The 12,634-nt window shown below is 56.8% G+C and carries 13 protein-coding genes and 1 pseudogene; 6 read left to right on the top strand and 8 right to left on the bottom strand.

Translation table 11 applies throughout. The features are described 5' to 3' along the window. Together J3P97_RS11055 and J3P97_RS11050 are read right to left on the bottom strand one after the other, a co-directional pair. Positions 1–2,358, bottom strand: a complete 2,358-nt coding sequence (locus J3P97_RS11055) for a putative bifunctional diguanylate cyclase/phosphodiesterase (protein ID WP_434674133.1) — start codon at positions 2,356–2,358, stop codon at positions 1–3. Continuing rightward, complete coding sequence (locus tag J3P97_RS11050) at positions 2,342–3,025, bottom strand: methylamine utilization protein (protein ID WP_434674539.1); 684 nt, start codon at positions 3,023–3,025, stop codon at positions 2,342–2,344. The genes J3P97_RS11055 and J3P97_RS11050 overlap by 17 nt, the downstream gene beginning before the upstream one ends. Before the next feature lie 279 nt (positions 3,026–3,304). On the opposite strand from J3P97_RS11050, the gene J3P97_RS11045 reads away from it, so the two are divergent. The 3 genes from J3P97_RS11045 to J3P97_RS11035 all read left to right on the top strand — a co-directional run bounded on the left by J3P97_RS11045 (position 3,305) and on the right by J3P97_RS11035 (position 5,232). Beyond that, positions 3,305–3,847: a DUF3455 domain-containing protein gene (locus J3P97_RS11045; RefSeq protein WP_434568849.1), complete on the top strand. Its 543-nt coding sequence runs from the start codon at positions 3,305–3,307 to the stop codon at positions 3,845–3,847. Positions 3,848–3,958: 111 nt separating this feature from the next. Continuing rightward, on the top strand, positions 3,959–4,513 hold the full coding sequence (locus tag J3P97_RS11040; protein WP_434604327.1) for a sigma-70 family RNA polymerase sigma factor: 555 nt from the start codon (positions 3,959–3,961) through the stop codon (positions 4,511–4,513). After that, positions 4,510–5,232: an anti-sigma factor gene (locus J3P97_RS11035; protein ID WP_434674132.1), complete on the top strand. Its 723-nt coding sequence runs from the start codon at positions 4,510–4,512 to the stop codon at positions 5,230–5,232. Before J3P97_RS11040 ends, J3P97_RS11035 begins: the two co-directional genes overlap by 4 nt. A gap of 91 nt (positions 5,233–5,323) precedes the next feature. Here the strand turns inward: J3P97_RS11035 and J3P97_RS11030 are convergent, their stop codons facing one another. From J3P97_RS11030 to J3P97_RS11020, 3 genes are all read right to left on the bottom strand, one after another. Continuing rightward, a complete protein-coding gene (locus tag J3P97_RS11030; protein ID WP_434674131.1) occupies positions 5,324–5,686 on the bottom strand; it encodes a response regulator in 363 nt (120 codons plus the stop codon). A 26-nt stretch (positions 5,687–5,712) separates the two neighbouring features. Next, entirely contained in the window at positions 5,713–7,155 is a 1,443-nt protein-coding gene (locus J3P97_RS11025) for an ATPase domain-containing protein (protein ID WP_434605097.1), read from the bottom strand. Between the two features lie 192 nt (positions 7,156–7,347). Continuing rightward, on the bottom strand, positions 7,348–9,000 hold the full coding sequence (locus J3P97_RS11020) for a RopAA-2 (protein WP_434674130.1): 1,653 nt from the start codon (positions 8,998–9,000) through the stop codon (positions 7,348–7,350). Positions 9,001–9,353: 353 nt separating this feature from the next. Here J3P97_RS11020 and J3P97_RS11015 point away from each other — a divergent pair, with 353 nt between their 5' ends. Then, complete coding sequence (locus J3P97_RS11015; protein WP_434674129.1) at positions 9,354–9,872, top strand: MarR family winged helix-turn-helix transcriptional regulator; 519 nt, start codon at positions 9,354–9,356, stop codon at positions 9,870–9,872. Between the two features lie 3 nt (positions 9,873–9,875). Continuing rightward, positions 9,876–10,043 (top strand): annotated as a pseudogene (locus tag J3P97_RS11010) (IS66 family transposase); the annotation flags it as partial. Here J3P97_RS11010 and J3P97_RS11005 read toward each other — a convergent pair. Together J3P97_RS11005 and J3P97_RS11000 are read right to left on the bottom strand one after the other, a co-directional pair. Further along, positions 10,028–10,216: an aldo/keto reductase gene (locus J3P97_RS11005; RefSeq protein WP_434674538.1), complete on the bottom strand. Its 189-nt coding sequence runs from the start codon at positions 10,214–10,216 to the stop codon at positions 10,028–10,030. The pseudogene J3P97_RS11010 and the gene J3P97_RS11005 sit on opposite strands and share 16 nt — an antisense overlap. Before the next feature lie 161 nt (positions 10,217–10,377). After that, positions 10,378–10,974, bottom strand: a complete 597-nt coding sequence (locus tag J3P97_RS11000; protein WP_434568854.1) for a flavodoxin family protein — start codon at positions 10,972–10,974, stop codon at positions 10,378–10,380. Positions 10,975–11,088: 114 nt separating this feature from the next. On the opposite strand from J3P97_RS11000, the gene J3P97_RS10995 reads away from it, so the two are divergent. Beyond that, the gene (locus tag J3P97_RS10995; protein ID WP_434674128.1) at positions 11,089–11,994 is read left to right on the top strand and encodes a LysR family transcriptional regulator; all 906 of its coding nucleotides are present in this window, start codon (positions 11,089–11,091) and stop codon (positions 11,992–11,994) included. Here the strand turns inward: J3P97_RS10995 and J3P97_RS10990 are convergent. Then, positions 11,951–12,496 (bottom strand): YkgB family protein, encoded by a 546-nt coding sequence (locus J3P97_RS10990; protein WP_434674127.1) that lies wholly within the window; start codon positions 12,494–12,496, stop codon positions 11,951–11,953. The genes J3P97_RS10995 and J3P97_RS10990 overlap by 44 nt on opposite strands. Between the last annotated feature and the right edge of the window lie 138 nt (positions 12,497–12,634).

Raw genomic sequence — 12,634 nt, 5'->3', positions numbered from 1 at the left:
TCAATGAACCAGCGAAGAATGAAGATTCAAAGGCAACGCTACCCAGGCCTCGAACGCCGCGGCGGTCAGCGGTCGGCTGATCAGGTAGCCCTGCGCGGTATCGCAATGCCAACGTTCGAGTAATCTCAGGCTGTGTTCATATTCAACGCCTTCGGCAACCACCTTGAGCCCCAGGTTATGACTCATTTCGATGGTCGAGCGGACAATTACCGCATCTTCGCTGGTGTCATGCAGGTCCCGGACGAACGACTGGTCGATTTTCAACTCTTGCACCGGCAGTCGCTTGAGGTGCGCCAAGGACGAATAGCCGGTACCGAAGTCATCCACCGACAGACTGATGCCACAATCGCGCAACAGATGGAGGTTCTTCAAGGCCCGCTCGGGCTCGCGCATGACAGCGCTTTCGGTGACTTCAAACACCAGCTGCTCGGCTGGCAGCCGATGCGTGCGCAGCAACGCCACGACCCGAACAGGCAGATCGTCGCTGATCAGGTCTTCGGCGGATATATTCAATGACAGTTGCAAGCGTAACCCTCGCCCATTCCACTCCGCGAGCTGGCGCATGCCCTCGTTGATCACCCAATGGGTCAGCGCCTGAATGCTTCCGGTCCGTTCTGCCAAGGGAATGAATTCGGCTGGAGAGATCGGGCCCAGTTGCGGATGCTGCCAGCGCAACAGGCCTTCAGCCTGGCGGACATGACTCTTCAGAATGTCCATCTTGGGCTGGTAATGCAGGAGCAGCTCACCGTTGTTTGCAGCGTGGCGCAAGTCTCGAATCAGGGCGATCTGGCGGCGGTGAGCCAAATCACGCCCGTGCTGATAAATCTGTAGATGACCCGGCATCTGCGCCGCGTCTTTCATGGCGATGGAGGCGCGTTCCAGCAGGGTCTGCGCGCTTTGCCCATCCGCCGGGTAGGCCGCTATTCCAAGCCTGCAGTCCAGGGCCAGGTCGTGGCCGTTGATGTGCTGGGGCTTGAGCAATACTTGCTGCAACCTGTCCGCCAAGGCGACCGCCGCATCGCTGTCCATCCCATCGAGCAGAACCAGGAACTCCTCGGCGATCAGATGCGCCACGGTGTCGCCAGGGTGCAACAGGGCTTGGGTTTGCTGGCCGGTCTGACGGAGCAGCCGGTCGACCGTTTCGGGGTCGACCGTTTCGTTGATGGCCCGCAGGTTATGGATGCCCATGCAGATCAGGGCAATCGGCCGGTTGGCGGCAATTGCACTGCCCAGGCGCTCCATGGCCAATGCGCGGTTGGGCAAGCCAGTGACGGGGTCATGGAGGGCGTTGTGGGCCAGCTGCTGCTCCCGCTCGGCAATGCCGCTTTGCATCGAATTGACGGCTTTGGCCAACACCCCGAGTTCATCCTCCCGCTCCAATACCACGGGGGTCTGGTAATCGCCTTGACCGATGCGCTCCGCCGCGAGGGCCAGTGACTTGACCGGACGCGACACACCTCGTGCCAACAGCAAAGCGCCGACCAACGAGGCGATCAGTGCGACCAGGGTAATCGCCAGGATTTTTTCGTCCAGCGGAGCAAACGCTTGCATGGCCACGTCCAGCGGACTCTGCAGAAGTGCTATTACTTGCCCATCGTATTCGTTCGAACCGTCAGCCAGCAGCAAAAACTGACTGAGGAAATTGCGATCCAGGTGCTCCGTCAGTACCGCGCTAATGCGGTTGGACGAGTTGAGCATCAAGCTGGAGACAGGCCCGCGCAGAACGTCTGGTTGCGTGCTGACAAGCTCACCAGGCCGTTGTTGATCAACGGCAAGAAACGAAACCTCAAGGTTGGTGAGTGAGCGCAACTCACTGGCAAAGGCCTTGTCCATGCTGAAACCCATCACCACCCTGGCAACAGGCAGAGGTGCGAGTACGGGCGTTTCCACCAACAGATGCGGTTTACCCTGCAACGGTACGATTACCATGGCCTGGCGCGCACGTTGTGCCAGGCGCAGCGCGCCATCGTACTGGAACAATGAACCTTCCGGCATGTTGTCGAGGGTACTGGCGAGCACCTCGCCGTCCATGCTCAGCAGAATCATGTCGCTGGCATTGATGCGCTTGCCATGGTTGACCAGCACTGAACGGATGGTTGCAGCATCCCGGCTGGCCACCGCTTCGCGAAAGCCGAAGTCGGCTGCCAATAACTGCACGCCATCAGCCAAGCGTCGGCCCTGCACTTCCAGCAGCCGCTCGAAGACGCGCGTACCGACGTCCAACTGCGCCTCGGACTGGCTACGCACCGCAGAACGGGTCGCCGCATTGACGCTGAAATACAACACGCCGATCACCCCCAGCGACAACAGGATCATCACCGCTGCGACTTGCGCCTGGAAACTATTGCGCAGTTTCACGAGCCGCTCGCTTGAATGTATCGCCGAAGGCACTCGAAGCCGGAGCGGTTGCGGGCTGCTCAGGTAAAGGCTCCAGCGTCAGGGTGTAGTTCTGCTTGAGGCCGGCCGCAGGAAGTTTCACAGAACCGGCATCGATCGGTTGCATCCCCTTGAGCCGGGGATGCCAAAGCGTCACGCGGTACTCGCCGACTGGCAAATCGTTCAGCACCACATTGCCTTGGGCATCGCTGACGGCAAAACGCGGATCGTCGGTGACAAAGACGTAGCCGAGCATCCGGTCATGGATGTTGCAGCCCAATACCACCACGCCGGGCTTATCGAACAGCACCGGCTCGGAGGGGGAGCCCTCGTACAAGCGCAACTCAAAGCGCTTCGCCGGCGAAAACGAGTAGACCTGATGGCGGATGTTGTCGCTGTTGGGGAATTTGATCGGGGTGCCGGTGTGCACCGCCAGCACATGGGGCGCAAATTGCTGGTTGCGCTGATCCATATTGGCGGCGGGAGGCGCCAACGGCGCACCTATCGGGCCTTGCAGCGTGACCACCGCGTCGGGCAGCCGCTGGCCCGTGCCTTCGTGCATCGCCACATCAAGCTTGGCCACCCCCGCCCACCCGACAGGGCACGCGAACAGTAACAGCAGTGCAAAAAGCGGGTTATTCCTGGACATGCCCATTCCATTAAAAACAAGGGTGAATCGTCCTGGTGACGAGACTCCTGATGGCGGCATCGGCAGTCACGCACTGATCGCCCATTTACCTAGGTATCGACCGCGTAGCAAAAACCTGAACAGGCAGGCCCGACATGACCGACTGCCGGCCTTGCGAGCCCCGCTGAAACGGCCGTTGATATTTTTATTCAGCCAAGTGCATCCAGTCCGCGTTCCAGAGGGTAGTACATGTAGCGGCCATGAACCGCTGCGCTGATCAAATCCTCAGGAGAAGCTTGTATGAACGCTAAACGATTGTTCCGCATTGTCGGTACTGCATTGACTGCCAGTTGCCTGTTCGTCGCGATGCCTGCTGCTTACGCGCAAGCAGGCTTGCCTGAAAGCATCAAGGTCCCGGCCGGGCACAAGGTCGCGCTCGAAACTGCAGGAGTCGGAGAAATCACTTATGAATGCCGTGACAAGGCCAATGCCACAGGGCAGACAGAATGGTTCTTCATCGGCCCGAAAGCGCTGCTGAACGACCGAAGCGGCAAGGCTATCGGCACTTATTTCGGACCACCTGCAACATGGCAAGCCAACGACGGTTCCAAAATCACCGGAACCCAATTGGCGGTCGCATCGGTCAGCCCCAAAGACCTCCCCTTGCAGTTGGTCAAGGCCAACCCCGCCGAAGGGAAAGGCGCAATGAGCGGGGTCAGTTACATCCAGCGGCTGGCCGTGAAGGGTGGCGTAGCGCCGATGGCCGAATGCTCCAGCGCCAACAAAGGCAAGCGTGAGGTAGTGAAGTATCAAGCCGACTATATATTCTGGGCTGCCCAATAGATCACGCTCGACGGCCAGTGGTCAGGGCAAAGTCGGCTACTCTTCTCCCATGAATACCCCCTTGCCTCCGGGCTTGGGGTCATGTTGCTGCCAATGGCTGGAAACCTGTCCTTGCCCGAACCTTACTTCGACTATGAAGCCCACCTTGCGGCCTGCGCCCAAGGCGACCAACAGGCGTTGCGCGCCTTATACGATCAGGAAAGCGCACGCGTGATGGGCGTTGCTCAGCGAATCGTGCGCCATAAGGCGTTGGCGGAAGATATCCTCCATGACGTCTTCATCAAAATATGGACTCGCGCCGCCAGTTTCGACCCGACCAGAGGCTCGGCCCGTGGCTGGATATTCAGCATAACCCGACATCTGGCCCTCAATGTCGTGCGTGACAACGCCAGGCAAATTCAGCTCGACGAGCACAGTGAAATGGCCTCGGACGCCTTGGCGTCCGTTGACGCGCCAAACAGCGACACGTTTGAGTACCTGACTCGTTCAGGTCGTATCTATACCTGCCTTGAACGATTGGAGCCGGCCCGGCGCAACTGCATACTTCATGCGTACGTGGACGGTTATTCACATTCCGAAATATCGAAAAAAGTGGGCGCACCGCTGGGAACCGTAAAGGCGTGGATCAAACGTAGTCTGGTGGCGTTGCGGGAGTGCATGGGATGACGACGAGCGTAGAGGATGATCTTCCCGAAAACATCGAAGAACTGGCGAGCGAATATGTGTTGGGGACATTGCCGGCCAATCAGCGCAAGCAGGTTCGACAGCGTCTCGCGCAAGAACCCGCCCTGCGCGACGCGGTCGATGCCTGGGAGCAGCGCCTGGCTGCCTTGACTGAGCAGGCAGAACCGCAAACACCTGGGCCCCTAGTCTGGAGGCGTATCCAGAACAGCCTGGACAGTCATGGCCAGCGAGCGCCGAATGCCCCACGGTCGAGATCATTGTGGAATTTTCTTCCGTTATGGCGCGGGCTCGCCGGGGCAGGCATCGTTGCAACATTGCTGCTGGGAACGCTGCTACTGACGCGCACGACCGCGGTCAGCCCAACCACTTACCTGGTGGTGCTGGTAGCGCCGCAGAACCAGGCACCTGGATGGGTCATTCAAGCGACCGACTCCAAGGAAATTCAACTTATACCGCTGGCGGTGGCTCAGGTCCCCAGCGATAAAGCATTGCAATTCTGGACCAAGGCGGATGACTGGAAAGCGCCGGTATCCCTGGGTTTGGTCCGGCCTGGACAAACGCTGTCGGTCCCGCTCGATAAATTACCGCCGTTGGAGCCCCATCAACTTTTTGAACTCACGCTTGAAAGTGTCAATGGCTCGCCGACCGGAAAACCCACAGGGCCGGTGCAGTTCATCGGCCGGGCCGTGAAAGTCCTCTAGCACCCTCCTCAAATCATGCAGCCCGCGCTGATCACGCTGGGCATCGGTGGGCACTCGATAGACTCGCTCTCGTGACGCCTACCGGAACGAACTACTGCGCAGACAAGAGCTTTTTCACTTCTGCGATGATGGCGCCTATCTCGAATGGCTTTGGCAGGACTGCATCAAACAAATCCGTTCTCTGCATACCTATGTGCGCCTGAGCACCGCTCATGAGGATAATTGGCAAATGATTGACGGACGGAAGTGCTCGCACAGCCGTGGCGAACTCCAAGCCGTCCATGACGGGCATCATGAAGTCGGTAACAATCAACGCTGGACGCTCCCTTTCGAGAACTTCGAGTCCCTTTCGACCATTGCTGGCTTTTACGACCATGAAGCCTTCATCCTCCAGCGCGAAGCTGAGGATGTCAGCGATCAGATACTCGTCGTCGACGACCAGGATGGTGGTCATGTTAATTTTTCAACCTGCTCAAAGACTTATGAAATCGAACCAGGCAAGGACTCAGTGGCAACTGAAGGTTCATTCCTCAAAGCCTTTTTCAGGAAAACATCTTGATCACGAATCACCACCTCGAATCGCGAGGGGTCATAGGAGCTATCTCGTACCTTAAGAATGGAAAGCGTCCTGCTTAGTTCAGCGCGATTCTCAAAGAAACGCATCAGCATCAGGTTGTCGACGATGCTCGACAGGTCGGAGTTCGGTGAGCTGACCTCAGAACCGAACAGGTCGCGCATTTCCCAGGATGCAAATACCGTAACGCCTCTGGAGCGCAGCTCATTCATGAGCGCACTGTAGAAATCGGTAATCCGTCCCGGATTTGTCGAAACGCGTGTCATCCCGCTCAGACTGTCGATGAACAGGCGTTTGATACCCTTTTCCTTGACGATGCTCAGCAGTCTTGAGCCGAGTCCATCCAGCAGCCCTTCGGTGGTTGGCTGCCAGACAATGCTCAACGCCCCGCTCTCCTCCATGGCTTCGATGTCGATGCCCAGTGAGGATCCTTTCAAGCGCAGCCGCTGTGGGCTCTCATAGAACCCAAAATGCAAGCCTGGGGCATCAGGTGTGGACTTGGCCAGGAATTTGAGACCCAGCGTGGTCTTGCCGATCCCGGAGGGTCCCATGACCAGAGACACACTGGAGCTGTGCAGTCCTCCGCCCAATATATCGTCGAGCGAATCAATCCCACTGGCGATGCGCGTCATGTCCGCACTGTCGGAAGAGGAAGGACGGCTGTACAGGCTCTCGAGACGCGGATAGACAACCAGGCCGTCATCAGTGATTTCACATTCGTGAAGACCGGTCAGCGCGCTGCTGCCTCGCGTCTTGCGGAGTTGTATACGTCGTACGGAACGAGTGCCGAACAGCTCCTCTCCCATTTCGATCACACCATCAACCATCGTGTGCTCTGGGCTACCGTCGTCAAGCCGTGAACTGGTGAGGAACAGTACGGTACATCCGGCGAACGCTGCGTGGCCTTGCAACTCCAGGATGAATTTCTTGGTGTCGATAGGCGAATCGGCTTTGGAGCGCGCATTGAGCAAACCGTCGACGACCATGACCGTAGCCTTCTGCCGACTGATCTCACGCCGAAGCAGTTTTACTACTTCATCGAGACCTTCGTTTTCCAACGTATCGAATGCGCTGACGAACTGGATTTCAGCGCCCACTTTGGATGAGTCGAAAAAGCTCAGGGTAGAGAGAAACTGAAAGAGACGGTCGTGCGACTCGGCCAGCAGTGTGGCGACTAAAACCCGGCCTCCATTACGCACGTGATGGAATCCAAGCTGATTGGCGAGGATCGTCTTGCCCGAACCTGGACGACCTTGAATTATGTATGAAGCACCCGCGACCAGCCCTCCGTTAAGCAGAGCGTCGAGCCCTTCGATTCCGCTTTGAAGGCGTTTTAGCTTTTCCACAATGTGACCCTGATCTAAAAAAACAGGCTTTTAAGCCGGATGAATGAAATGCTAACGCCAATTCGAATTCGAGGCCATTCAGGTAGATAGAAAGTAGACGTGGAAGATCGTTCGCTTTGGGTCGTAAGTAATCATCAGCAATGTCCGGTCCCTGGACATCAAGGAAAAACTGAAGTGAGCGCCAAGGAAAGGCTGCTAGACGATATCTCCGTCATCCTGGGCAGTCGGACGCGCAGGTGCTGAGGAAGACGCCTGGACCTGCGTACCGGCGAGCGGCTGCATGGGTATGCTCTGACCTTGAGCGGCCTGGCTTTGAGGGGTGGCCGCGGAGCGTTGCCTCAGGGCTCCAACGCTTTTATTCCAGGCTGACTGGGAAGTGGTGCCAATGGCGCTGGCAACGCTAGTGACTCCATCCCCTACCGCTTGAGCTGCATTTTTTGTGTGGTGGGTCGCTGACACAGCTGTCTCCTTGGCAAATCTGGCGCCGGTGAGCGATGTCTTGAGCGCAAGCTCGCCGCCCTTGACCGCCACCCTGCCCGCTGCATCTGCGCCCCCTTCTACCGCTTTTGGTACATGGGCATCGACAGCAGCGGTGGCTTTTTTCGGCACGGATCCACCTAGCGAGGCGCCAGCTGCCCACAGCCCGAAAGCCAGGGTACCCAATACGTTTTTTACACCCTCCGAGGCTGCGGTAGCCGCCATTTTTCCCAGCTCCGTGGACTTCGCCAGGTTGGCTGTGGCGGTTGTAGCCGCGCCCATTGCAGAAAAACCGCCAATCAGCAGACCATTTCCTACAACACTGACCGGGTCTACTATCTCTTTCAAGGCATCGCCGCTGATGACCGCATTCAGCGCCGTCGCCGCGCCTTCACCCAGCCGCGCGGAGACCATCTTGACCAGGGCAGTGGCATCGAGATCCTTTAAAGTCTCGAAGTCATCCAGCCATTCGGTATCTTGATCAATAGGCTTATGAGCCTGCCCTTCCGGTACAGCATCTCGACGACCATAGAGCATTGCAGGGTCAGCCAAATGGTTACTGCGATCACGGCTCACATTGTAATGCTCGATTGCAATACCCACGATGATAGCCGTGACCGGTCGTAGGGCGGGTTGCAGGATTGCATCCAGTTCCTCTTTGCCAGCAGCCGTCATGGCAAGCGTTGATGCGTACATTGCAGTGTTACGTACTGCAAACCCGGTAAGCCATTTGTTAGCTTCGTCGAAAGCATTACGCAATGGACCTTTGTCCAACGCCAGCAGCTTTTCCGCCACCGATGCTTGAAGCGCCGGATGCAGTGTATTGCTCTCGGGTTTAAGGTAATAACCAGGCTTGAAGCCCGCGATCGTCTTGTTACCGGCAGCATCCGCCATACCGGCATACAAGCATGACATAGCGTTCTCTATAGCCGCTTGGCGTACCGTATTGGCATGCTGGCCCGCTACCTGAAGGATCGACGGTTTGAAATTACCGGCCTCGGTCAGCGCCGCAAAGGGCGTCCCCCCCATCCCTGACTTTATGGACGCAAACAATCTGTCGGCCCTGGCTGCGTTTTTTTCCGCCTTCTCCATGTCATGGACGGTATAACCCCCGGCCTCCAGCCGTTGGGCACGGTCATCGCGAATGGCGTTCAGCTCCGCGTTGCGGGCGCTTGAAGCAGGGGCAGCGGGTTGATCGGAGTCAGCTTGTGTTTCAAGGTGAGCCTCGAAATGGTTATGAAGCCGCGTGCGCATTGCTACCCCGATATCGCCGAGGACCGGAGAGTGAGAGGCCCGCAGTGTTGTTTCCTGCTGTATCTCATCAGGTGGACGGGTCAGCTCGCGGCTTGTACCTACATTAATCGTATCCATGGCGTTGTCCTCTTGGCATCGGCAGATAGAAGAATGCGAATGACCCCGTTATGAGCGGCGGCATCCTCACACCTGAGTGGCCGTACCGGAAGAAGCGTTCCAAGGATGTAATAAATTTGAAAAACCGACGGTCACAACTGAAAGACTGACCGTTCTATTTTTTTCATCGTAGAAGGCGATGCGAAGGCCAGGCTGGTCCTTGGACACAAGAATGTCGATGCGATAGCTAAAAGTCGCTGAGCAATGGAACTACTGATAAGAAAGAACCTGTGGCTTTCCCCCAAGACGGGCCCTTCTCATCTGAAAATCTTGCATTCCATGCGCGATGCACACATATTTAGCCCATGAAAGATATGAAACTCGAAAACATAGTTGGGGCGCTGTCGCTGGCGATTTCTGACTCTATCCACCAAGGCACTCAAGACCAAGCTCCGGAAGTTGGTCCGGCAGCTGCGGCTATTGCCTTGCTCGGTCACGAGCCAGGCATGTCCATAGAGCGTTTGAGGCGAGCCTTGGGATTGTCTCATCCTGGAGCTGTGCGCCTGGTTGATAGGCTTGTCACCCAGGGTGTAGTGGAACGGAGACAAGCAGACGCTGATCGGCGTGCCGTTGCGCTCCATCTTACTCCCGCAGGAAATACGAACTGTGCTGCCGTGCTAGCGGTCCGCCATGAACGTATAGCTCGTGCTTTGGAAGTGCTTGATCCGGATGAGCGCGAAATCCTTGGACGGATAACCGAAAAGCTACTCAACGGCTTGGTGAATGATCTCGATCAAGGCTATTCAGTTTGTAGACTGTGCGACCCTGCGTCTTGCACGAATTGTCCAGTCGCAGATGCGTTGAATGAAAATCCCTGCACTGGCCATCTCTAAGACTGGAAGGGCAAGTTGGTCTGTGATGATTCTGGTGGCTACAAAGCCAGCTTCGAACTCGGGGTGACCGAGATCGGCTGTGTGGCCCATGCGCGGCGCAAGTTCTTCGAGTTGCACGCTGCCAACAAGAGCACGCTCGCCGAGCAGGCCTTGCGCTATATCCAAACAATTGGGCTGAAAACCAAATCAGACCATGGGTTCTTGGGCGCAAGAACTGGCATGCGCTCCGATTGACCGAAAGAATAAATATCGCCGGTGTCTATGAAGTTGATCCCTTGCGCCAGAGCGTGGGCGATCAACCTGTTGGCTTCGCCCTGTTCAACCGCGCCGATTGCAGCCCACATACCCGCGTTGGCATTACCACCGAGCGTCATCGTGCCCAGGCACAGCTCGGACACATACAGGCCCGTACGGCCAAGTCGCTTGTATTTCATGACTTCTCCTTCGAGATCAATGGATGAAAATGAGCACAGCAGCGGGCCAGTATCGTCGGCGCGAGTGGACATCAGACAGACTGAGATTTACCGGCTCGGAACTGTCCGGCAATCAATGCGACGCGCGCGCCATACAGACGCGCGGTCTCCAGATCTCCCGATGACATCTCGTCAGGAGAGGCATCCGCCGGCGTCTGTGCCATGGGCGCGATATAAGAACCCATGCGGTTCAAATCGTCGCGTTTCGACGCCTTGACGTTCGCTGGTTTGATGTCCAGACCAACCCAGATCCCGGCGTGCTGCCCAGAGAGCAGGAAGAAATACTCAAGAGTATTGAGCTTGTCGCCGTTGATGCTCGCGCTATTGGTGAAGCCGCCAAAGATCTTGTTTTGCCATGCGCCTTCAAACCAGGGCTTGGAAGAGGCGTCCGCGAATTTCTTGAACTGCCAGCTAGGGCCGCCCATGTAGGTAGGCGAACCGAAGACGATTGCGTCTGCGTCTGCGAGTGTTTGCCAGGCATCCTCGGAAATATTGCCCTCGGGGTCGATTGCAACCAATACAGAGTCGGTGCCAGCGCCTTCGGCGACGGCAGCTGCCATTCGTACGGTGTGGCCATAGCCTGAGTGATAAATGATGACCGTTCGGATTGGCGTGGAAGTTGAGTTCATGAGTGCTCCCTTACAAGTTCTGGAGTTGTTGACAACCTGAGAGTTACTCTACTGAGTCCAAAATTAGTTATAAACCATCCGAATCCGAACACACTGTTATCCAATCGGTGAACAATGCCCAATCTTCAGGCACTTTTGATTTTTGCCCGCGTTGCGGAAATGATGAGCTTCACGCGTGCCGCTGAAAGCCTGGGAATCCAGAAGGGACGGGTGTCGACGGTGATTCGTGAGCTGGAACGGGACGTGGGCGCGACCCTCCTGCACAGAACAACACGCAGCGTGCAATTGACCGAAGACGGTCGTAGTTTTTATGCACGTGCTCGTGACCTGCTGGCCGAAGCTCAGGACGTGCAGTCCATGTTCGCGAACAGCGGCGCCCCTCTGAGGGGGAGATTGCGCGTAGATATGCCGACTGAGTTGGCAAAGACCGTCGTGATTCCCGCTCTGCCGCAACTACTCAAGGCCAATCCTGAGTTGGAGCTGGAACTATCCAGCACGGATCGCCGTGTCGATCTGGTTCAAGAAGGGTTTGATTGCGTGATTCGTCTCGGGCCGATCATGGACGACAGACTGATCGCCCGCTCGCTCGGCAAACTGCGCATGATGAACGTGGCGAGTCCAGGCTATCTGGCAAAGTACGGCATACCGCAAACACTCGACGACCTCCTCATCCAGGGTCACCAGATGGTTCACTACACGCCGACACTCGGCGCGCGACTCGCTGGTTGGGAATATCCGGAGGGAGACAGCTACGCATCACTTGCGTTGCCAGGGGCGATGCAAGTGAATAACGTGCAAACCTATCATGCTGCGGGCCTGGCGGGGATTGGACTGATTCAGGCCGGTTATCTGGCCCTTGCGCACCACATCAAAAGCGGCGATCTGGTGGAAATTCTGCCCGATCTACGACCAGAGCCGCTGTCGGCGTCGCTCGTAGTCGCGCATCGGCGTAACCTTTCCCAACGCGTCCGGGCCTTCATGACTTGGATTGAGAGTGTATTGGAACCCTATTTTGATTAGCCGCTAGAGTGGGCAACATACGCTGCAGCCCCTCGGTGAGGATCACCAGGCTCACCCCTAACAACGCAACGTCTTTTATCAGGAACGTGCCCAGGAAGTTCAGCCATGGAAAACCTCCCGATCCGGCCTCCCATATCGGCAATACCAACATCATGGAAATGGTCGTAAAGAAGGTCAGCGATGCTAACAACCCACCTGCGATAGCTGCTCGAGCAGACCAGGGTGAAGCGATGAGCAGCAATGCAGTCAGTATCTCGACTACACCTAATAAGTACGAGGTACCGGCTTCGCCAAGAACTGGATAAAGCCAGGCCAGCCATGGGGTGCCACTGATCAGGGGTATGAGTACCTGCACCTCGATCTGCGTGAACTTGAGTAGACCAATCATTAGCAGGGGAAGAACAACGCCGGACAAGACAATTGCCCGACTTACGTTCTCGAGTCTCGAAATGCTGGAAGTGAGAGCAGCCTGGCTGCTGGTGACGCTCGTGATGTGCTGCATGAGATTCTCCGATTGCCGATATGTGCTCGAAGCATATATCAGCGATTGGCAAAATGCATGCGTCACGCATATAATATTTCGCTATGAAGCCTAAGCATGTCGTAGATACAGCCGGTACTGGCTAGCGGCTAAGGCGTA

Origin of the sequence: Pseudomonas sp. R1-15, from assembly GCF_051132085.1 — a bacterium.
Taxonomy (GTDB): Bacteria; Pseudomonadota; Gammaproteobacteria; order Pseudomonadales; family Pseudomonadaceae; genus Aquipseudomonas.
The sequence above is the reverse complement of the archived record's forward strand: the minus strand, read 5'-3'. Positions and strand labels throughout refer to the sequence as shown.

Excerpts from the sequence above, each read along its gene's own strand:
- J3P97_RS11050 (WP_434674539.1), bottom strand. The coding sequence starts at position 3,025 with ATGTCCAGGAATAACCCGCTTTTTGCACTGCTGTTACTGTTCGCGTGC.
- J3P97_RS11045 (WP_434568849.1), top strand. The coding sequence starts at position 3,305 with ATGAACGCTAAACGATTGTTCCGCATTGTCGGTACTGCATTGACTGCC.
- J3P97_RS11035 (WP_434674132.1), top strand. The coding sequence starts at position 4,510 with ATGACGACGAGCGTAGAGGATGATCTTCCCGAAAACATCGAAGAACTG.
- J3P97_RS11030 (WP_434674131.1), bottom strand. The coding sequence starts at position 5,686 with ATGACCACCATCCTGGTCGTCGACGACGAGTATCTGATCGCTGACATC.
- J3P97_RS11020 (WP_434674130.1), bottom strand. The coding sequence starts at position 9,000 with ATGGATACGATTAATGTAGGTACAAGCCGCGAGCTGACCCGTCCACCT.
- J3P97_RS11015 (WP_434674129.1), top strand. The coding sequence starts at position 9,354 with ATGAAACTCGAAAACATAGTTGGGGCGCTGTCGCTGGCGATTTCTGAC.
- J3P97_RS11005 (WP_434674538.1), bottom strand. The coding sequence starts at position 10,216 with ATGTGGGCTGCAATCGGCGCGGTTGAACAGGGCGAAGCCAACAGGTTG.
- J3P97_RS11000 (WP_434568854.1), bottom strand. The coding sequence starts at position 10,974 with ATGAACTCAACTTCCACGCCAATCCGAACGGTCATCATTTATCACTCA.
- J3P97_RS10995 (WP_434674128.1), top strand. The coding sequence starts at position 11,089 with ATGCCCAATCTTCAGGCACTTTTGATTTTTGCCCGCGTTGCGGAAATG.
- J3P97_RS10990 (WP_434674127.1), bottom strand. The coding sequence starts at position 12,496 with ATGCAGCACATCACGAGCGTCACCAGCAGCCAGGCTGCTCTCACTTCC.